The sequence below is a fragment of the Candidatus Poriferisodalis sp. genome (assembly GCF_965203655.1).
In the GTDB taxonomy this organism is placed as follows: Bacteria; Actinomycetota; Acidimicrobiia; order Acidimicrobiales; family Poriferisodalaceae; genus Poriferisodalis.
Genome location: NZ_CBDBDD010000004.1, coordinates 301,483 through 320,509 on the forward strand (window position 1 = coordinate 301,483; position 19,027 = coordinate 320,509).

17 protein-coding genes are annotated in these 19,027 nt (G+C 67.5%); 4 read left to right on the forward strand and 13 right to left on the reverse strand.

Annotation, left to right across the window (positions count from 1 at the left end):
• Positions 1-27: 27 nt before the first annotated feature.
• The 8 genes from ACOGW9_RS04145 to ACOGW9_RS04180 form a co-directional block, all read right to left on the reverse strand.
• A complete protein-coding gene (locus ACOGW9_RS04145; protein WP_419908665.1) occupies positions 28-918 on the reverse strand; it encodes a VOC family protein in 891 nt (296 codons plus the stop codon).
• Positions 915-3,305, reverse strand: coding sequence for a xanthine dehydrogenase family protein molybdopterin-binding subunit (locus ACOGW9_RS04150; protein ID WP_419908667.1), 2,391 nt, complete (start codon positions 3,303-3,305; stop codon positions 915-917). The genes ACOGW9_RS04145 and ACOGW9_RS04150 overlap by 4 nt, the downstream gene beginning before the upstream one ends.
• Positions 3,302-4,819, reverse strand: a complete 1,518-nt coding sequence (locus tag ACOGW9_RS04155; RefSeq protein ID WP_419908669.1) for an FAD binding domain-containing protein — start codon at positions 4,817-4,819, stop codon at positions 3,302-3,304. Before ACOGW9_RS04155 ends, ACOGW9_RS04150 begins: the two co-directional genes overlap by 4 nt.
• Before the next feature lie 37 nt (positions 4,820-4,856).
• Complete coding sequence (locus ACOGW9_RS04160; RefSeq protein ID WP_419908671.1) at positions 4,857-6,527, reverse strand: thiamine pyrophosphate-binding protein; 1,671 nt, start codon at positions 6,525-6,527, stop codon at positions 4,857-4,859.
• On the reverse strand, positions 6,524-7,273 hold the full coding sequence (locus tag ACOGW9_RS04165) for a 3-oxoacyl-ACP reductase family protein (RefSeq protein WP_419908673.1): 750 nt from the start codon (positions 7,271-7,273) through the stop codon (positions 6,524-6,526). The genes ACOGW9_RS04160 and ACOGW9_RS04165 overlap by 4 nt, the downstream gene beginning before the upstream one ends.
• Positions 7,274-7,304: 31 nt before the next feature.
• Positions 7,305-7,814 (reverse strand): cupin domain-containing protein, encoded by a 510-nt coding sequence (locus tag ACOGW9_RS04170; protein WP_419908675.1) that lies wholly within the window; start codon positions 7,812-7,814, stop codon positions 7,305-7,307.
• A gap of 50 nt (positions 7,815-7,864) precedes the next feature.
• Positions 7,865-9,064, reverse strand: a complete 1,200-nt coding sequence (locus tag ACOGW9_RS04175; RefSeq protein WP_419908677.1) for a Rieske 2Fe-2S domain-containing protein — start codon at positions 9,062-9,064, stop codon at positions 7,865-7,867.
• A gap of 70 nt (positions 9,065-9,134) precedes the next feature.
• Positions 9,135-10,226, reverse strand: coding sequence for an LLM class flavin-dependent oxidoreductase (locus ACOGW9_RS04180; RefSeq protein WP_419908679.1), 1,092 nt, complete (start codon positions 10,224-10,226; stop codon positions 9,135-9,137).
• 157 nt (positions 10,227-10,383) lie between these two features.
• Here ACOGW9_RS04180 and ACOGW9_RS04185 point away from each other — a divergent pair, with 157 nt between their 5' ends.
• A complete protein-coding gene (locus ACOGW9_RS04185; RefSeq protein ID WP_419908681.1) occupies positions 10,384-11,988 on the forward strand; it encodes an acyl-CoA carboxylase subunit beta in 1,605 nt (534 codons plus the stop codon).
• 121 nt (positions 11,989-12,109) lie between these two features.
• Here the strand turns inward: ACOGW9_RS04185 and ACOGW9_RS04190 are convergent, their stop codons facing one another.
• Together ACOGW9_RS04190 and ACOGW9_RS04195 are read right to left on the reverse strand one after the other, a co-directional pair.
• The gene (locus tag ACOGW9_RS04190; RefSeq protein WP_419853588.1) at positions 12,110-12,499 is read right to left on the reverse strand and encodes a PIN domain nuclease; all 390 of its coding nucleotides are present in this window, start codon (positions 12,497-12,499) and stop codon (positions 12,110-12,112) included.
• Positions 12,496-12,690, reverse strand: a complete 195-nt coding sequence (locus ACOGW9_RS04195) for a type II toxin-antitoxin system VapB family antitoxin (RefSeq protein ID WP_419853587.1) — start codon at positions 12,688-12,690, stop codon at positions 12,496-12,498. The genes ACOGW9_RS04190 and ACOGW9_RS04195 overlap by 4 nt, the downstream gene beginning before the upstream one ends.
• A 135-nt stretch (positions 12,691-12,825) precedes the next feature.
• On the opposite strand from ACOGW9_RS04195, the gene ACOGW9_RS04200 reads away from it, so the two are divergent.
• Positions 12,826-13,719 (forward strand): LLM class flavin-dependent oxidoreductase, encoded by an 894-nt coding sequence (locus ACOGW9_RS04200; protein WP_419908683.1) that lies wholly within the window; start codon positions 12,826-12,828, stop codon positions 13,717-13,719.
• On the opposite strand, the gene ACOGW9_RS04205 is transcribed toward ACOGW9_RS04200, so the two are convergent.
• A complete protein-coding gene (locus tag ACOGW9_RS04205) occupies positions 13,716-14,933 on the reverse strand; it encodes an ABC transporter ATP-binding protein (RefSeq protein ID WP_419908685.1) in 1,218 nt (405 codons plus the stop codon). The genes ACOGW9_RS04200 and ACOGW9_RS04205 overlap by 4 nt on opposite strands.
• 189 nt (positions 14,934-15,122) lie before the next feature.
• Here ACOGW9_RS04205 and ACOGW9_RS04210 point away from each other — a divergent pair, with 189 nt between their 5' ends.
• Together ACOGW9_RS04210 and ACOGW9_RS04215 are read left to right on the forward strand one after the other, a co-directional pair.
• Entirely contained in the window at positions 15,123-15,527 is a 405-nt protein-coding gene (locus ACOGW9_RS04210; protein WP_419908687.1) for a nuclear transport factor 2 family protein, read from the forward strand.
• Positions 15,528-15,569: 42 nt separating this feature from the next.
• Entirely contained in the window at positions 15,570-16,838 is a 1,269-nt protein-coding gene (locus ACOGW9_RS04215; protein ID WP_419908689.1) for a PLP-dependent aminotransferase family protein, read from the forward strand.
• Between the two features lie 158 nt (positions 16,839-16,996).
• Here the strand turns inward: ACOGW9_RS04215 and ACOGW9_RS04220 are convergent, their stop codons facing one another.
• Both ACOGW9_RS04220 and ACOGW9_RS04225 read right to left on the reverse strand, forming a co-directional pair.
• On the reverse strand, positions 16,997-18,820 hold the full coding sequence (locus tag ACOGW9_RS04220; protein WP_419908691.1) for an N-acyl-D-amino-acid deacylase family protein: 1,824 nt from the start codon (positions 18,818-18,820) through the stop codon (positions 16,997-16,999).
• A gap of 85 nt (positions 18,821-18,905) precedes the next feature.
• Positions 18,906-19,025 (reverse strand): SDR family oxidoreductase, encoded by a 120-nt coding sequence (locus tag ACOGW9_RS04225; protein WP_419908693.1) that lies wholly within the window; start codon positions 19,023-19,025, stop codon positions 18,906-18,908.
• Positions 19,026-19,027: the final 2 nt, after the last annotated feature.

A 19,027-nucleotide genomic window follows, 5' to 3' on the forward strand; every position in this document is an offset into this window, starting at 1 on the left:
GAGCAGCCAACTCAGCAGAACTGTCGGCTAATCGGGCGCTCCGGCCATGTGCTGGCGCATCTCGGGAGAGGGAGGTCCAGCCGTGCCCCAGCGGTCGGACAGCTCGGGCGTGCGGGGCCAGGTACGCGGCACCCACGTCGCCTCGTCGACTTGCTGGACTTCGGCGGTGATCTCGGGAACGGTGCCGGCGGGGTCGACGAAGTAGCCGAAAGCGTTGTTGCCCGGCCCGTGGCGTCCGGGACCCCAACCCACGGTGTGACCCGCCCGATTGAGCCGCCCCAGCGATGCCATGTAGGCGTCCAGCGATGAGACCTCATACGCCACGTGATTGAGCGAGGCCCACTCGGCCCGGTTGAACGCGATGGAGTGATGGTCGGCGTTGCAGCGCAGGAACACCATCTGGCGCTCGCTCCAGTCGCTCACCCGGAAACCCAGCACGTCGCACCACCAGGTGCACAGCGCTTCGATGTCTGCGGTGTTGAGCACGACATGCGCGAGCTTGACCGGCGTGGCACCGGATTCGAGCGGCCTGATTGCCTCCGTGCGGGCAGCTAGCTCGACAACACGCCCGTCTGGGTCCGCGATCCGGAATCCATAGCCGCCGCCGGCACGATCCAACTCGGCGGGCTCGCTCAACAGTGCCACGCTGCGTCCTGCCAGCCCGGCTGCCGCAGCGTCGACTGCCCGGTCGTCGGCGAGTCCGAGGCCGATGTGGTCGATGCCATTGCGATCTGTTCGCTGCAGTTCGAGCACGTGATGCTCCGGGCCTGCTGCCCGCAGCACGGCGGTGCCATCATCGGAATCAGCGAGCCGCTGCAGGCCCCAAGGCCCTGAGTAGTAGTCGACGCTCTCGTCGAACGCCGCGCAGCGCAGCGAGATGTGACGCAGGTGAGTGACCGCCCATGACGCTGAACTCATCGCTCAGTCCTCGTTTCGTCCAGCGCGGCGAGCACGGTTTCGGGCGTCAGCGGCATGGAGGTGACACGGACGCCCGTGGCATCGGCGACAGCGTTCGCGATGGCCGATGCGATCGGCAGCATCGCTCCCTCGCCGAGGCCTTTCGAGCCGAACGGTCCCGGGCCGTGGCCCTGCTCCTGGGTGATCGACACGAACTCCGCTGGAAGGTCGCTGGCCCGTGGCACCCGGTAGTCGACGAGCCTGCCGTTGGTCAGCGCGGGGCCGTCGAAGCGCATGGTCTCGAACAGGGCACCGCCGAGCCCCATGATCGCCGCGCCCTCGTCCTGGCCCCGGCAGGCGCCCTCGTGCAACACCGTGCCTGCATCGCCCGAGACAACCAATCGGTGCACCGTCACTGCGCCGGTCTCGGCGTCTACCGACACCTCCGCGGCGCCCCAGCCGTACTCCCACGACACGCACGGCGACTCCAGCGGGGCCCGGCTCTCGGTGGGTGCCTTGAAGAATCCCTCGCCGGTGAACTCGTAGCCGGTGCCGCCGTAGACGCCCATCACCATCGGTGCCAGAGGACGGGGCTCAGGCCCATTCCTGTCGTCGTTGCGATCTTCGCCTCCGCTGCCGGTCTCGGAAGTCACGTGGATGAAGCCGTCCGCGAAATCGAGACGCTCCAGCGGTACGCCGAGCTCTGTCTTGGCGAAGAGCAGAACCCGTAGCCGCGCGGCCTCGGCGGCTTTCTGAACGGCCTGGCCCATCACCGAGATCGCCGACGATGCGTTGGTGCCCTGGTCGAACGGGGTGTGGTCGGTGTCGATGTCGGACCAATGCACGCGAGACCGGGGCAGTCGGAGAATGCGAGCGGCCACCTCTCGCAGGGCGGTCTGTGCGCCTTGGCCCATCTCGACGGTGCCGCACTGCACCCAGGCGTCGCCAGAAGTGGCCACCTTCACCCGGGCCTGTGCCGGTTTGTTCACCCCGCCCGAGTCCTTGAAGCCCACCGCGACACCGCGACCTCGCCCCGCCGGACGAGGGCTGTCCATCCCGATGTGCGACGCCACCAGCTCGAGCCCCTCGACGAGGTCGGAGTCCATGGCGGATTCACCCGGCACGTACGACTCGCCCAGACCGATCAGGTTGCGGCGGCGCAGCTCCACCGGATCCATGCCGAGCCGCTCAGCGATCATGTCGATCTGGCTCTCGCAGGCGAAGTTGGCTTGTGTGCCTCCGAAGCCCCGGAATGGGCCGGCCGGAGTGGTGTTGGTGAGCACCGCATCGGTGACCGAGTGGATGTGCTGCCAGCGGTATGGCCCTGCGACCCGGTAGCCGGCCTTCTCGGCCACGAGCGGGCTGGCGTCTGCATACGCGCCGGCATCGAGCAGCACCTCGGCATCGCGCGCCACCAGCGTGCCGTCGGCCATGACGCCGGTGCGCAGCGTCAGGCGGGCATTGTGCTGGCGCATCGTCCAGAAGCCCTCGTCGAGCGTCAGGCAATAGCGCACCGGCGCGCTGGCCTTGAGCGCCAGCAGTGCCGCAATGGGCTCGGTCTTGCAGCCGTTCTTGGCCCCGAAACCGCCGCCGAGAAAGCCGACGTGCATGCGTACCCGCTGCTCGCCGATGCCCAGCAGGCGAGCCATCTCCTTGCGAACCGGGAACGGGTTCTGGCAGCTCGACCACAGCTCCAACCGGCTGTCGTCGCTGGTCACCTGCGCCGACCACCTGGCCACGGCCACGAAGGGTTCGAGGTGGAGATGCTGCTGGCGGCCGTCGAAAGCGAAGACGTCCGTGAAGACATGGTCGCAGCCGTCGAATGTCTCAGGATCGCCGGTCTCGTAACCGAAGCGGTAGCAGACATTGGACCGCGGCCGGGCGCCTCCGCTTGCACCCTGGCCGTAGGCGGGCGTTATCCCCAGCGGCGCTTCGGGGAAAATCTCCGGCGCCCCATCTGCGAGCGCTTCGTCGAAGTTAGTGACCGCCGGCAGCGGCTCGTAGGTGACCTGCACCAGCGAGAGCGCCCGGGTCGCATCGAGCTCGGTCTCGGCGGCGATGGCGACCACCGGGTCGCCGATGCAGCGCACGCGGTCGAGCGCAAGGATCGGCTGATCCTTGATGAAGTAGCCGTAGCTGTGCGCGGCGACGAGCGGCGCATCCGATGGGCGGTGCTGGAGGTCAGCGGCGGCCCACCGGTCACGGTGCTCGCCGTCGAGCAGGTCACGGCGGGTGAGCACGGCCCGCACACCGGGGGCCTGCTCGGCGGCGGCGGTGTCGATGCGGGTGACGAGCGCATGGGCATGGGGCGAGCGGAGCACCTTCGCGTGCAGCATCCCGGCGAGCGCGACATCAACGGCGTACGGAGCTGTGCCGGTGACCTTCAGCGACGCGTCCGACCGGTTCATGTCGCCGGTTCGGGGTGTGCGTCGGTCCGGTCACGCAGTGCAGCCCCCGCCGCCTCGACCGCTTCGATCACCATCAGGTAGCCGGTGCAGCGGCAGACATTCGAGTCGAGCCAGTCCACCATCGTGCTGCGGTCGGGATCCGGATGGTGCGCCAGCAAGGAGCTGGCCGTGAGGATCAGGCCAGGTGTGCAGTAGCCGCACTGGAATGCGCTGGTCTCGGCGAACGCCTGCTGCACCTCGCGCACGACGGCGGGAAGGCTCTCGGTCGGCTTGACGACGGCGCCCTCGTTGGCCGCCTCGATCGTGTGGACCTCGCACCCGGCCGCCTGCCAAGCGAACGTCGAGCACGACGCCGTGGGCAGACCGTCGACCAGCACCGTGCAGGCGCCGCAGACCGCCTGATCGCAGCCGACGCGAGTGCCACCGAGGCCGGCCCGGGAGCGGATCGTGTCAACCAGCATCTCCGAGACCGGTGCAGCAGCCTCGAATGGGCTGCCGTTCAAGTGCATCTGAAGATCCACTGAGCCGGCGTTGCCGGCCGTATGACCGTCGCCTCGTCGTGTTGTCGCTTGGCCGGGTTGCCCTGTCGGCGCCGCGCTCTCACGCCGGGCATCGTCGCCGGGAGACAGTTGTCCGGCATCATCGCCGGGGCTCGCTGGCGCACCTGCTGCGTGCGCTTGCACGCAGCGCTCGATGAGTACCTCGATCACGCGGCGCCGGTATCCGGATGAGGCATTGGCGTCATCCAGCGGCTCGCCGAGCGAGTCCAATGCGGCACGCACGGCGTCGAGATCGACCCTTCCACCGGCGCCGTGGGCACCGTCGGCTCCCTCAGCGCTGTTGGCATCGAACTCGAGTTCGATGATCTCGACATTGCGATACGCGCAGCCGATGGCTGCATACCGGTCGCCAACGGCCACTGAAGCGACTGGCTTGAGCGATCGGTCGTACACGACACGGCCTTCAAGCGGCACCTCGCAGCCCACCAGCAGCCTGCCCGCGGCCCGATCGGCCACCGAGCAGCGCTGCTCGGTGCCGCCGGGGTCGAGGAAGATCAGCTCAGCGCCTGCCGCTGCAAGGATCGGTGCCGCGTCGTAGCCGGTGTCAAGCGACATGAGATTGCCGCCGACGGTGCCGGCGGTGCGAATGCGCACGTTGCCGATCGTCCGCCACGCGGCAGCCAGGTCAGGCCGATGGGCGAGCACCAGAGCGTCGGACTCGATGCGGGCGTGCGAGACCGCCGCCCCGATGAACAGCGCGCCGTCATGCAGCGAGATCTCGGTGAGAGCTTCGAGCCCGCCTAGCCGTACCACGGACTCGGTCGATTCACCGTGCCGCAGACGCTGGGCAACGTCGATGCCGCCTGCATGTGCCCACGCTCCGTTGGCCACGCTGGCCGCTGCGTCGGCCAGCGACTCCGGCCGAAACAGCGTGAACGGCTCGATGCCCAGGTGGCTACGCGAGATCAGCCCGCTCGATGACGAATCCTGCGCGGCTTCTGGCTCGACGGTCATCGCAGCCTGCCTCGATGTCGGCTGGTTGCAGGAGTCGTCATCGGTCCGCCGCGGGCATCTCAACTGGAGGCACGAACGGCACCGGCATCGGTCCGAGTGCCTCGCAGTCCACCCGGATCAACTGCGGGCTTCCCGCATTCATGGCTGCCTCGAACGCACGGGCGAAGTCGTCGGGCGTCAACGCATCGGAATAGCCCATGTCGAATGCCGTTGCTGCCGAAGCCAGATTGGGAGCCAACAGATCGACGCCCGAGCGCCGGCCGAGGTGTCGGTCCTGCGTGTTGCGCAGCACGCCGTAGCCGCGGTCGTCGAAGACCACGACTGTGACCGGCAGGTTCTCCTGGGCGAGGGTGGCCAGCTCGCCGAGCTGCGGCGCAAGACCGCCGTCGCCGACCATCACCATGATCGGCTCAGTGGGACGGGCGACCGCGGCGCCGATCGACATTCCCACAGCCTGACCGATACCGCCGCCGCGGGGCACCACGTTGGTGGCGGGGTCGATGATCGGCAGCAGGCGGTTGCCCCACGAGCTGTTCGGGATGGTGATGTCGCGGACACGGGGTGCCCCATCGCTGAGCACGCTCGTCATGATGTCGCAGATCTTCGAATAGGGCCCGATGTCGCGGCGCAGCTGCTCCCGGCATCGGGTTCGGGCCGCGGCGACGGCTGCGCTCCACGCAGGCTGCGCTGCTGCCGCTCCACCCGCCAGTCGCCGACTGAGCGCATCGAGCACGACGCCGGCTTCGCCCACGATCCCGACATCGGTCGGATACACCCGCCCGACCGCAGCGGAGTCGACATCGATCTGGATATGCACCGGCGGCATGGCGAGCCGGTAGCTGCAGGTCTCGTTGGAGCGGAAGTGCGTACCGACCGAGACCAGCAAGTCGGCCTCGGCCAGCAACTCGGCACCCGCCGCCGAAGCCGCGAAGTTGCCGATAACCCGGTCGTCGGTCTCGGGCAGCACGCCCCGACCGGCGTTGGAGGTGAACAGGCCGGCGCCGGTCTGTCGCAGCAGATCGTCGATCTGTTCCCCGCAGCCGACCGCACCGCCGCCTGCCCACACCAGCGGCCGTTCCGCAGCAGCGATGAGTTCGGCGGCGCGGTCCAGCGCGGCATGGTCAGGTCCGGGCACTTCAGCCGAACCTGACGAGTGCGCTGTCGCGCCACCCGCAGACGACTCGAACGGGACCGTTTCGCTGTACTGCAGGTCGATCGGCCATTCCAGGCTGACCGGGCCGCGCGGGTGGCAGCCCAAGCGACTGGCAGCTGCAGCGAAATCGGAATGCGCATCTGCTCCGACAGTTGCCGCCGACACCGAGCAGGCCTGCAGCAGCCCGAGCTGGTCCCGGGTCTCATGGATCACGCCACGGCCGCGCCCCATGTATTCGCAGGGAATTTGGCCGGTGACATGCATCACCGGCGAGCCCGCGGTCAGGGCCTCGACAAGTGCACCGGCTGCATTTGCTGCGCCGGTGCCGGTGGAGGTCACCGCGCACCCGGGCGTGCGGTTCACACGGGCGTACCCGTCGGCGGCGTTGACGGCTGCCGCCTCACTGCGGGTAGGCACCCAGCGCAGCTGATGCGTCAGGGCATCAACCAGCGGCAGGTTGTGCACGCTCACCACGCCGAACGCAGCTTCCACATCGAGAGCTCTCAGCACTTCGACGAGCAAGTCGCCGCCGTTGCGAGCGGGTCCGTCATTCATGGCATCACGAAGCCGCCGTCAACGACGATGGTCTGACCGGTGATATAGCCGGCGTCTTCGGACAGCAGAAACGTGACTGTGCCAGTCACGTCCTCCGGCTGCTGGGGTCGGGTGATGGCCCGGTTGGCGGCGTACAGAGCATGGCGCTCCGCGGGGATCCTCTCGGCCGACGGCCCTTCTGTCAGCCCGGGTGCGACAGCGTTCACGGTGATGCCGTGGTCGCCCAGCTCGCGTGCCATGGCCCGCGTGAGTGCGATGAGTGCCCCCTTCGAGGCGATGTAGTGCGCCAGCCGGGGCGAGCCGTACAGCGCCGCATCCGAGGCGATGTTGATGATCCGGCCTTCGCCTGCGCCGATCATCTGCGGGGCGAGCGCCCGACTCACCAGCCATGGCCCCCGAGCGTTGGTGCTGTGAATGCGGTCCCACTCTTCCGGCGTGATGTCCCAGAACGTCTTGCCGCCCACGGCGTCGGCCAGACCGGCGTTGTTCACGAGGCCCCAGAGCCCGCCGCTGCCCGAGACATGAGCGGCAAGATCAGCGACCGACGACTCGTCGCTCACATCGGTCGGGATGAACTCGGCAGCACCGCCGGCGGCCCTGATGTCGCTCACGACCTGCTCGCCGCGCTCGGGTACCAGCTCGGCCACGACAATCGATCCGCCCTCGGCCGCAATCGCATGCGCCATGGCCTCGCCGAGCCCGCGCCCGGCGCCGGTGACGACGACGCGACGACCGTGCAGGTTCATGTTGGGGCCAGCCGTGTGGGTACTCAGCCTCTTAGTCCCGCGTGATCCCCGCCATGGGGGAATGCGGGGGATAGGTGGGTAGCTGGGGCTTCGATGCACCCAGCATCACGACGAACAGTGCGTCGGTCTCGCCCACATTGCGCAGCGACCGAGCAGTGCCGGCCGGGATCTTGATGAGGTCGCGATAGCCGAGCAGCCGGCTGGCCGAATCATCGCCGTCGTGAATCGTCACCTCGAGCTCGCCTTCGAGCACGAAGAACGCCTCCTCCACGTCGTGGTGGGTGTGCTCAGGGCCTTCCGCGCCCGGCGGCAGCAGCATGTTGGAGAACGTGAAGTGCTCGGCCGCCAGCGCCCGTTCGTCGCCCTCGTGGTTGCCGGTGCCGCCCGAGCCGATGTAGCGGATCTGCGCGCGCCGGTACTGCGGGCCTGCTTTCGTCTGAAACGCCAAAGTGTCCCAGTCCTCGCGCCGGCTGTCGCGCATGGCGCACATGTCGTCGATCCGAGCCTCCAGCTCGGCAGCTTCGGCGGCGGTCTGGCTCATCGTTGGTGTCCTGTGGTGGTCGGCGGTCGCAGGTTACGTGAGGCCCGGCATCAGTCAGCCAGGGCAAGAGATTCCGGGGGCGTCGGCTCGTCGAGGCCGAAACGCTGCCGTTGCGCCTCGAAGTCCGGCTCGAGCGCCCGACGCAGGTGCACCACCGGTCGGTCTGCCTGAGCGAGATGCTCGTCGCGGCGGGCTTCCTCGACCGTGCGCAGGCCCTCCAGCATCTCCTTGTCCTGATTGAGCACGTGCAGGTGGGTTCCGCGCAGGCGCAGCCGGTACAGCGTCCGCCAGATACGACGCTCGCGGCCCGACACCGCACGGAATCGGGGAAAGTGCACGAGCGTCGCTGCATTGTCACGCGGCGTCAGGAATCCCAGGATCCGCAGCGGAGGACCCGGCCCGGCGCTGGGCGGCAGCGGGATGTCCAAGCGGACGTACGCAAGTTCGCCGGTGTGGATGTCGATCCAGTCGAAGTTGGTGCCCGCCTGGTCTCGCCGGCGGACCTCGAAGCCGTCGTCGTGATTGTCGACCACCACCCGGTCGTTGGTGATCCCCTCGTTGAGGGTGATCGAGCGGGCGTGCAGGAACGGCGCATGCATCAGATCCGCGAGGTTCTCGAGCGCCAGCAACCAGTTCGCGCCCCATTCCACGGTTTCGGGAAACGTCGAGTAGCGCTCGTCGGTGAACTCGGCCGGGAGCTTGAGCGGCGCAGGCTCGTTCTCGCCGATCCATGCCCACAGATAGCCGGCCTGCTCACGCACGGGATAGCTCACGCTGACGCGGGTTCGCTCCGCCAGCGAGCAGGCGCCGCCCTGCGAGGGCACCGACGTGCACTGGCCCTCGCCGTCGAACCGCCAGTGGTGATACGCGCACTGCAACTGCCCGCCCACGACATCGCCGACCGACAGCCGAGCTCCCCGGTGCGGGCACAGGTCGGCCATGAGTCGCACTGTGCCCTCGTCGTCGCGCCACGTCACCAAGTCCTCGCCCAGGAGCCGTGTAGGCACTGGCTGGGCGCCCACCAGGTCGGCCACGCCCAGCAGGTACCAGCGATCCCGCAGTCCGAGACGGGGGTCGCCCTTGGGCAGTTCGGGCGCCGGTGGCCAGATCGGCGGCCGTCGCGCCGCCCGACGCGCGCCGATGCCCGAGTACTGGGAGATGCGGCGTCGAGCCAGTTCAACCAGTGCTTCGGCCTCGGTTCGCGCCGTCCGAAGTGCTGGCGACGTTGCTGCTCGCGGTGCCGACACCATGTCGCGCAACTGTATTCGCCCTAACCGCCGGACTCGGCGGGCTCAGGCTGCTTGCAGCGTATTGGCGGGTTCAGTCTCCGGTGAGGTGTGCCACCTGCGGCATGACGTCGTTGGCGAGCAGGTCCATCGAGCGGCGCCAGGCCTCGGGTGACTCGGAGTAGTCGAAGCAGAACAGCAGCAGGTGGCCGAACCCTCCGACATCGGCATAGACCTTCTCGATCGACGCAGCGACGGTCTCGGGTGATCCCACGAACCAGTTGTTGCGGGCGCAGTACTCCACGGTGACAACGCCATCCGCAGGCGGGTTGCGCTCGTCGATGAGGAACTTGTGGAAATCGAAGGCGCCGAGCAGCGGGATGAAGTACTCGGTCATCATCCGGCCCATCATCCCGCCGTAGGACAGCTCCCAGGCTTCCTCGTCAGTCGGGGCCACGAAGACCTCGCGGACCATCCGCCAGTCGCTGCGGCTGGCCTCCCGCCCTGCCCGGCGAGCACCGGCTTCGTATGAGTCCCAGTGCCCGCTGACGTACTGCGGGTTGAGGTTGAGGCTCATCGGAATCCAGCCCTTCTCGCCCGCCATCTCCAGCGTCGGCGACGGCGAGTTGAGCCCTGCCACGCCGATCGGCGGATGCGGCTGCTGCAGCGGGCGGAGGTGATGCACGAGGTCCATGTCGGGCATGCCGTGCGGCACCGAGCCCTTCCAGTGCTTGCCGTCGTGGGTCCAGCCGGGCTCCTGGCTCCAGAGGTTCAGGATGAACTCGACCGATTCCTGGGTCATCTCGCGGTTCTCGCCGGCCATGCCGTCCACCCCGAACATCTCCCAGTCGCTGGGAAGCCCGCTGGCGGCGACGCCGAAGTTGAGCCGACCCTCGGAGATGTGGTCAAGCAGCGAGATGCGATTGGCCAGCTCGGCAGGGTGGTAGTAGGGCATCAGGAAGCCGCCGGGGCCGATGCGGATGTTCTCTGTGCGGCGCAGGGCCTCCAGCGTCAGCAGGTCCGGTGCAGGATGTGGTTCCCACTTGGCGGCATGGTGCTCGCCGATCCAGGCCTCGCCGAACCCGAATTCATCGGCCCACTCGATGACCTGCAGGTCCCATTCCCAGCCCTCGCGCAGATCGCGCTCGGGCGGGTGGCTCGGCATGGTGAACAGTCCCAGTTCCATCGTGATCCCCTGTCAGGCTCAGCGGCGCGAATACGCCCGCGCCTCGCCGCCGCAACTTACTGCGGCCACCGAACCCCGTCATCTGTGCCCATCTAGCCTCCTCTTCGATCTCATATCGCAGCGAGATCACTCGTTGGCGTCGAGCGGGGAGTTCGCAATGCCAGTTGATCCGGATCGGGAGACTTGGAAACCGGGAATGTCCTGGGAGGACGCGATCGCCGAGATCGCGTACCTCAAGGAGCTGGCTGCCGAGATGGGCGGCCCGGAACGCATCAACCGCCAGCACCAGGGCGGTCGGTACACCGTGCGCGAACGCATTGCCAAGATGGCCGACCCGGGCTCGTTCATTGAGATGGGTGGGCTCATGGGCGGACCGGAGTACGACGACGAGGGCAACATCATCGGGTTCACGCCCGGCGGCTACGTGATGGGCCTCGCCGAGCTCGACGGGCGGCCGGTGGCGATCGGCGGCGACGATTTCACGATCTCGGGTGGCAGCCCCCACAACGTCCACAAGATCCCGCACCAGTTCGCCCAGCCGCTGGCCATCACCTACGGCATTCCGTATGTGCAGCTGCGCGAGGGCGTCGGCCACAGCTCACGGTCTGACGAGGAGTCGGGCCAGATGGCGCTGCCGGAGGGCGATATGTGGTGGCAAGGCGTGGAGATGCTGACCAAAGTGCCGGTGGCGGCAGGGATCATGGGATCCGTGGCGGGCTGGCCCGCTGCTGCGGCGCTCATGTCTCACTTCACGGTGATGGTGAAGGGCCAGTCGCAGATCTTCCCGTCCGGGCCGCCGGTGGTGCAGCGGGCCACCGGCGAGACGCTGTCGAAGGAGGAACTGGGCGGCTATCGGATGCACGTGTACGAGAGCGGCCAGGTCGACAACGTGGCCGAGAGCGAGGAGGACGCGTTCGACCAGATCAGGCAGTTCCTCTCGTACTTGCCCAACACCACCTCGGGGGTGGCGCCTCGTGTCGACACGGGCGACCCGCCCGACCGTCGGCCCGAGGAGCTACTGAACATCATTCCCACGAACCGGCGAGCGGGCTACGACGCCCGGGCGCTCATCCGCCACGTCGTCGACAACGGCGAGTTCTTCGAGATGCGCCGCCACTACGCCGGAGCGATCATCACCGGGTTCGCCCGGCTCGACGGCTACAGCGTGGGTGTGGTCGGCAGCGATCCGATGCGGCTGGCCGGCGCCATGGACGGCGACGGCGCCGACAAGTACGCCCACTTCGTTGACCTGTGCGACGCGTTCAACCTGCCCATGCTGATCTTCCTGGACATGCCGGGCTTCATGCTGGGCTCCGCCGCTGAGCGCAAGGCCACCATGCGTCGGGGCGTGCGGGCGCTGATCGCATCAGCGGAGGCGAGCGTGCCCAAGGTGGAGTTCAACGTGCGCAAGTCCTACGGCGTGGCCGCCGATGCGCCCAACAGCATCGGCCTTCCGCATGCGCTCAACCTGCGGTTCGGCTGGCCTGCGGGGGAGTGGGGCGGCATCCCGATCGAGGGCGGCGTTGCGGCGGCGTACCGGCGTGAGATCGACGCGGCACCCGATCCAGAGGCACATCGAGAGATGATCGAGGAGCGGCTGCTGCGGCTCCGCTCGCCGTTCAAGGCTGCGATGCACGGCGACGTCGTAGACCTCATCGATCCACGCGAGACCCGGCGCTTGGCGTGCACGTTCGTGAAGCTGGCCCAGCCGGTGCTGGAGGAACTCGCCCGTCGCCCCAACAAGCGCGCCGTCCGCCCCTGAATGCGCACCGTTCACAACTGGGCCCTCCTTGGCGTCTTCCCTGGGCCAGCCCGCCAGGTGTTCGCGCGGGTTCCGCCGCCGGGCCTCGACACTGGCGCTCGACGAGCCGCACAGGCGTTGGTCAGAGCACCTGCAGTCCGAGGTGTTCGGCCATTGGGTCGAAGTCACGGTCTGCGTGCAGCAACTGGTGACCGTTCTCGATGCAGAACGTGGCAATCAGCATGTCGATGGTCTTGCGTGCAGTGATGCCTCTGGCGCGCAGTTTCCGGTAGTTGAGCGCACTGGCGATGGCGATGTGGCGTCCCACCATCGACTCGTAGAACAGGGCGTCCATGGTCTCTTGGGCGCGGCGCATGTGAGCATCGTTTCGGAACCCTTGGAGCACCTCCGCCAGGATCAAGTCGCCGGTGAGGACCGGCTGCGCTCCCAGCAGCTCGTCCAGCAGGTCGGACTGGGAAGTTTCGATGCCGTTGAAGTAGTCGATCCAGACGGATGAATCGACCACGATCACCGGTCGATTCGCATCTCGTCAAGCGAGCCTTCCCAGGCCAGCTTGCCTCTCAGACTGCGTATGCGTCCCTGTGATCTCGTTCGGATCAGCAGGCGAAGTCCAGCCTCCACAGCTGCTCGCTTGGTGCGAAAGCTGCCATCGCTCATGGCTGCGTCCATGAGTTCGTCGTCGATTTCGATGTTGGTACGCATCGCTGCCTTCCCGTTGCCCGAATGCCGACGCCCGGATACTTGTCGATGTGCGCCCCAGATCCTGATGTGTATATTTCTTCCGATTCTACACATTGACCGAAGAGCTCGGACCAGGCGCACGGTTAGCGTGACTCCGTGACTTCGGGGAATGGGCTCAGGTTCGGGTGGCTGTCGCCATGCATCGGCAACCGGTGGAGTGACCATCGGCCGATCGTGGCCGACCAGGTGGAATGGCTCCTGCCCGAAGTGATCGGGCACTTCGACTCGCTGTGGATCGCCGACCATTTCTACGGGTTCGACGCCAAGACCGACCCGTTTCTCGAAGCCTGGACCACGATCACCTGGTGTGCGGCTCGCCTGCCCGATGTGCAGCTGTGCCACCACGTCCTCGGACACGGGTACAGGCCGCCAGCCTTGACAGCGAAGATGGCCGCGACGCTGCAGTACCTGTCGGGCAACCGTTTCATCTTGGGCATCGGGGCCGGCTGGCGGGGCGACGAGTACGAGGCCTACGGCTACGAGTTCCCCTCACCGAAAGTGCGATTCGCACAGCTCGAAGAGGTGGTCACGATCTGCCGGCTGATGTGGACGCAGGATGACCCCAGCTTCAAGGGCCAGCACTATCGCATCGACGGTGCGGCAGCGCCTCCCTTGCCTGAAGTGCCGCCGCCGATCTGCATCGGTGCCTCGGGAGAGCAGATCGGCTTGAAGGTTGCAGCCCGCCATGCCGACATCTGGAACACGACATGGCGGCGGGATCTCGAAGCGCTGAGGCGCAAGTGCGGCATCGTGCTGGATGAACTCGAGCGGCTCGGACGCGATCCGGCAGGGCTGGAGATGTCGACCACTGTCGAGCGGGCACTGCCCACGACTGACAGCGAGTCTGCCGAGTACGCCGAATTCCTGGCTTCGCTGGTGGATGTGGGAATCCGGCACTTCGTGCTCGACTTCGGCAACCCCGACAGCGCCGAGCCAGCCCACCGCTTCGCCGAGCAGGTCATCTCCCCGCTGCGTGCGGGTAGCGGTTAAGCGAATGCAACGACGCTGGTGCCGGTGAACTCGACAGCGACCGAGTCGCCGCGGCGTACTTCGGGATCGGGTCCGCAGCGCACGCGCAGTTGAGTGCCGTCGAGATTCGCCACGACCATCGAGTCGTGCCCGTAGAACTCCACGAGTTCGACTTCGGCTGTGGTGCCCTGGGCCAAGCTGAGCTGCTCCGGGCGCAGCATCACGTCGACAGTTCGCGCAGCGCCGTGCGATGCCGCCCCGTTGCCGCTCTCGCCGGCGGCGTTGCTGAGGGGGAGGCGTCCGAGCGGGGTGTGCGCGAAGCCATCCGAGGCGCCGCAGCGCAGCCATGACGCGGTGCCCACGAAATCGGCCACGAACGGATCAGCAGGCCGGCGGTAGAGGCCGTCAGGCGTGTCGACCTGCGCGAGGCGGCCCTCGCGCAGCACGCCCACGCGGTCGCCGACCACAAAGGCCTCGTCCTGGTCGTGGGTCACGAAGACGGCCGTGATGCCCAGTTCGATGAGCAGCCGCCGGACCTCGCTGCGAACGTCCTCGCGCAGCGATGAGTCGAGATTGGAGAAGGGCTCGTCCAGCAAGAGCACACCAGGGCGTGGCGCCAGCGCTCGCGCCAGCGCGACACGCTGCTGCTGCCCACCCGACAGCGTGGAGGGCATGCGTTCGGCGAAGCCGGACAGACCCACCAAGTCGAGTGCTTCGGCGATCCGGCCCGGCGTTCGTGTAGACCGTTCGAGTCCGTAGCCGACATTCCGGCCCACGGTGAGATGCGGGAACAGCGCCCAGTCTTGGAACACCATCCCAACACGGCGCGATTCGGGAGCTACCCAGGAACCGCCCCGGCCGGGCGGGCCCGAGACGAACCGCTCGCCGAGCTGAATGGTGCCAGCCAGGGGACGTTCGAGCCCTGCGATCAGGCGCAGCAGCGTGGTCTTGCCGCACCCGCTGGGACCGAGCAGCGCGACCGACTCGCCGGGCTCGACGCGCAGCGACAGGTGGTATACCGAATAGCTGCCCTGGGCGATTTCGTCGGCGGGATCGAGGCCTTCGGGGGGACTGACTCCGTGGGCCTGGCTGTACGAGTGGGTGACGCCATCGAGGATGATCGAGCGTGCTCCCGGCCAGTGTCGGCCTCGGCCGTTCCGGGCCAAGTCATCCGGCGCCGCCGGGTCGGCGTACCGCCGGTCTCGCTTTGACCGAAATGCCCGGACCGTGCGCACCAATCGAAGTATAAGCAGGGGACTCGGCACGTATCCAGATGGCCGAATGCTCAATAGTGACGATGCCTGCTGCAGTTCAGTAGGCATAGCTAACGCCCAGAACCAGCCGATACCCGCAGGGCCGGAGCTGCGCGACCCGTGCCGCAGTAGGTTGACGCCAACAGGCCGGCAGAGCACTGGGGGAGAGCTGTGGCGCTGACAAATGACGACCGAGTTGAGATCCGGGACCTCATCTCTCGTTACAACAAGGCGATCGACACCGGCGATGCCGACGGGTACGCCAATACGTTCGCTCCCGACGGGCAGTTCATCGGGATCGTCGGCACGTTCAGCGGCCGGGACGAGCTGCGGGCGTTCGCCGCTGCCTATTCCACCGAAGAGCAGTATGCAGAGTTCGCTTCTGCACAGCACTGGGTGACCAACGTCGTGGCCGACGGCGACGGATCCGAGGCCACCGTGTTCAGCCACCTGCAGATGGTCAAGCCGCTGCCTGACGGTGGCAGGATCCTGCTGGTCGGGCACTACGACGACATCGTGCGCAAGATCGACGGGCAGTGGCTGTTCGCACAGCGGATCGTGGTCTCGGACGCCTAGCCGAGCCCGCCGTACCAGCCGAGCACTACTGGAGAGAACATCGTGCCGCAGACCGGCCTACCGAACGGCAACGCGCCCGCGGGCGCGTTCGACATGGCAGCCAAGATGGCCGAGGGCCTGCCGCAGCCGGCGGGGGCATGGACGCCGATCCCGCGCTTCAGCTTCGTCGGCGGGAACAACGACTCGCCGAGCGTGCCGGTCGGCGGCCTGACCGAGGCGGCCATGTCTGTGCTGGCGAAGCATGGCTCCGAACTCGCCACCTACAACCTCGGCGGCAATCCGCAGGGCTTCGAGGGGCTGCGTACGTTCGTCGCCGGATCGCTGGATGCGAATGCGCACATGCCGACGAGCAGCGAGCAGGTGCTGGTGGTGTCCGGTTCGCTGCAGGCGCTTGATTTGGTCAACGCAGCGTTCCTGCGCCCGGGGGACGTCGTGGTCGCCGAAGAGGCGACGTACGGGGGGATGATCTCGAAGGTCGCCCGGCGAGGAGCCAGATGCGTCGGCGTCGAGCTCGACGACAACGGGATCGTTCCGGAACGGCTTGCCCGCCTGCTCGACGAGCTGGCTGCAGCCGGCACGCCGCCCCGGTTCATCTACACCATCCCGACGGTCCAGAACCCCACGGGCTCGGTGATGCCGGTCGAGCGCCGGCGGGAGATCCTGGCCATCGCCCGGCACTTCGGCGTGCCGATCTTCGAGGACGAGTGCTATTCGGACCTGCAGTGGACCGGAGAGCGCCCGCCGACGCTGCGTGCGCTGGATTGCGCCGAATCGGAAGGGCCGAGCGCAGTGATCTACTGCGGCTCGTTCTCCAAGTCGATCGCGCCTGCGCTCCGCGTCGGCTACATCGTGGGCGACGTGCCCATCGTGCGCCAGCTCATGGCCCTCAAGGACGACGCCGGCACCGGCGCAATCGAACAGCTCGTGCTCGCCGAGTACGCAGCAGCGCACTTCGACGACCACGTAGCCCAGTTGCGGGAAACGCTGCGAGAGAAATGCGCGGTGATGCGCCACGCCGTGAACACCCACATGGGTGCGCTGTCACAAGTGGCGATCAAGCTCGGCGGACCGGTGCAGGTGACCGACCCCAAGGGCGGCATCTTCGTATGGCTCACGTTCCCAGCCGGCACCGACACGTCGAGCTATCTGGCGCCAGCGGCCAAGCGAGGCATCCAGTTCAACGAAGGCGCAGCCTGGTCGGTAGAACCCGCTTGGGGCGCACGCCGTATGCGCCTCTGCTTCGGCAGCCTCTCCCACGACGACATCCGAGAGGGCGTGGCCGCGCTCGCCCAAGTCATCGCCACGACCTAGTCGCGCAGTACCACCGCGCCAAGGCAAGCGGGGTGGGTGGCAGCGAACGGGGCCCCCGCAGCCCGCAGCTTGCGAGGACTGCGGGGCGCGCGGGCGCTTGCGCCCGTGCAGGGAACACGGTGCTGACAGGACCCGCCCCGCCGGGCGAAACAGAAGCCTTAGCCGCGGCCGTGGCGCAGGAGCTTGCCGGGCGTCGCGCCCGTGCACTCCCCGTCCTGGAACGTCTCGACGCCGTTCACCAGGATGTGGCGGTAGCCATGCGCACGCTGCACGCGGCGCCACTCGCCGCCGGGCAGATCGTAGACGGCCTCGCCGATCCACTCGGGATCGATGGCCAGCTCATCCATGTCGTAGACCAGCACGTCAGCCGGGGCGCCTTCCTTCAGCACACCGCGGTCCTGGAATCCGGCCGCGTGCGCTGCGAGCGCCGACATCCGGTAGTGCGCCTCCTCGACCGTCAGCCGCTGCTCGTCACGCACGATCCATGCCAAGAAGTCCGTCGTCCACGCGCCCCCGGTGAAGAACTTGGTGTGCGCACCGCCGTCGGAAACACCCGGGATCGTGTACGGCGAGTCGGTGTACACCGCCGACATATGGTCCACGTTGAATTCGGGGCCCTCGCCCAGGAACTCTGTCTTCAGATCGGTCTCGAGCGACAGGTCCAGCATCACGTCGATGTAGTGCTTGCCTTCCATCTCGGCGATCTCGCCCAGCGACTTGCCCACGTACTTCTGCAGGTCCTGACGTCGCGCCACGCCCTGCACGACCAGCTTGCGGGGCGGCCCGCCGACGGCGCCCTGCGTGTTCGCGAACAGCGTCGCCGCCTCATCGGTCTCGGCACGCAGCCGGTCCCGCAGGGCAGGGTCGGACATCTTGCGAATCTTGTCCTCGATCGAGCCCGTCGTCGCCTCGCGCCACGCCGGGCTGGAGTCGTACAGGTTCCACTCGTCGAGCGAGAAGGCGAAGCCCGTGCGGATCGAGGCACCCTGGCCGAAGATGCGCAGCCCGTCGTTGTGGGCCTGCTCAAGCCATTCGAGCCGTTCCTCGTGGACACGCGGGTTGCGCTGGCTTACCGGCACCACGTTGTCGATGATCGGTCGGCCGCTGACCTCGGCCAGCCGCCGCTTGAAGTCGAGATCCTCCGGATTGTTGACGTCGGGGCTCGTGGCCTGCGTGAGCTGGATGAAGCCCTCGTCGCGCTCGCGCAGCACCTCGGCCAGCACGAAGATGTCGTCGTCGATCATGGTGTCGGTGACCATCGGCGAGCCGTCGAAGTCGGCTTGGGTGGAGTTGGGTCCGAGACGCTGGATGGAAAAGCCGCACAGGCCGGCGTCCATGCCCTCGTGCAGCAGGCGCTGCATCTCCTTGCGCTCCGCATTGTTGGCCGGACGGGTCTTTGCCGCTTCGAGGCCCATCACGTAGATCATCAGCGACGCCGTCGGCATGTATTGCAGGACGTTGACGCCCTTCGGTGTGCGGTCCAGCGAGTCGAGGTACTCCGGGATGGTCTCCCAGTCCCACTTCGGCAGCATGCCCTCCTGCATGGCCGCCAGCGGGATCGCCTCGGTGCGCACCATCGTGAGCATCGACCGCTCGCGGAAGTCGGGCTTGCAGGGGGCGAATCCGAAGCCGCAGTTGCCGAGCACCACCGATGTCACCCCGTGCCAGCTCGAGATCGAGCAGTACGGATCCCAGCGGATCTGCGCGTCGTAGTGCGTGTGCAGGTCGATCGTGCCCGGGGCCACGATGCAGCCCCCCGCATCGATGACTTCCTTGGAAGGCTTGTCGGGACGGCCGCCGATCTGGGCGATCCGCCCGTCGGAGATCCACAGGTCTCCGCGGAAGCTCGGCACGCGTGTCCCGTCGACGATCGTGCCGTCCTTGATGTGAATGTCGTATTCCTCCACGATGTCCCCCTCGTGACTCAGCGCCCAGCTCGCTGTGGCACCGAAGGGCGCATCGCTGTGGGACAGCGCGGTCATTCGGATGGCGCGAGCCGGAATCCCCGCGTGAAAAAACCTAACACATCTTCGTAAATTCATGGTCGCACGGGGTGCGCACGAGGCGTCAGAAGATGCTGAAACCGCCGTCGATCTTGATGACGTCCCCGGTGTGCCAGCGGGCTGCGTCGCTCATGAGGTACACCGCGATGGCACCGAAGTCGTCTGGCACGCCCCATCGGCGCATGA

What these genes read in the sequence shown, in the direction of transcription:
- ACOGW9_RS04145 (WP_419908665.1), bottom strand. Translation starts at nt 918, where the DNA reads ATGAGTTCAGCGTCATGGGCGGTCACTCACCTGCGTCACATCTCGCTG.
- ACOGW9_RS04150 (WP_419908667.1), bottom strand. Translation starts at nt 3,305, where the DNA reads ATGAACCGGTCGGACGCGTCGCTGAAGGTCACCGGCACAGCTCCGTAC.
- ACOGW9_RS04155 (WP_419908669.1), bottom strand. Translation starts at nt 4,819, where the DNA reads ATGACCGTCGAGCCAGAAGCCGCGCAGGATTCGTCATCGAGCGGGCTG.
- ACOGW9_RS04160 (WP_419908671.1), bottom strand. Translation starts at nt 6,527, where the DNA reads ATGAATGACGGACCCGCTCGCAACGGCGGCGACTTGCTCGTCGAAGTG.
- ACOGW9_RS04165 (WP_419908673.1), bottom strand. Translation starts at nt 7,273, where the DNA reads ATGAACCTGCACGGTCGTCGCGTCGTCGTCACCGGCGCCGGGCGCGGG.
- ACOGW9_RS04170 (WP_419908675.1), bottom strand. Translation starts at nt 7,814, where the DNA reads ATGAGCCAGACCGCCGCCGAAGCTGCCGAGCTGGAGGCTCGGATCGAC.
- ACOGW9_RS04175 (WP_419908677.1), bottom strand. Translation starts at nt 9,064, where the DNA reads ATGGTGTCGGCACCGCGAGCAGCAACGTCGCCAGCACTTCGGACGGCG.
- ACOGW9_RS04180 (WP_419908679.1), bottom strand. Translation starts at nt 10,226, where the DNA reads ATGGAACTGGGACTGTTCACCATGCCGAGCCACCCGCCCGAGCGCGAT.
- ACOGW9_RS04185 (WP_419908681.1), top strand. Translation starts at nt 10,384, where the DNA reads ATGCCAGTTGATCCGGATCGGGAGACTTGGAAACCGGGAATGTCCTGG.
- ACOGW9_RS04195 (WP_419853587.1), bottom strand. Translation starts at nt 12,690, where the DNA reads ATGCGTACCAACATCGAAATCGACGACGAACTCATGGACGCAGCCATG.
- ACOGW9_RS04220 (WP_419908691.1), bottom strand. Translation starts at nt 18,820, where the DNA reads ATGACCGCGCTGTCCCACAGCGATGCGCCCTTCGGTGCCACAGCGAGC.
- ACOGW9_RS04225 (WP_419908693.1), bottom strand. Translation starts at nt 19,025, where the DNA reads ATGCGCCGATGGGGCGTGCCAGACGACTTCGGTGCCATCGCGGTGTAC.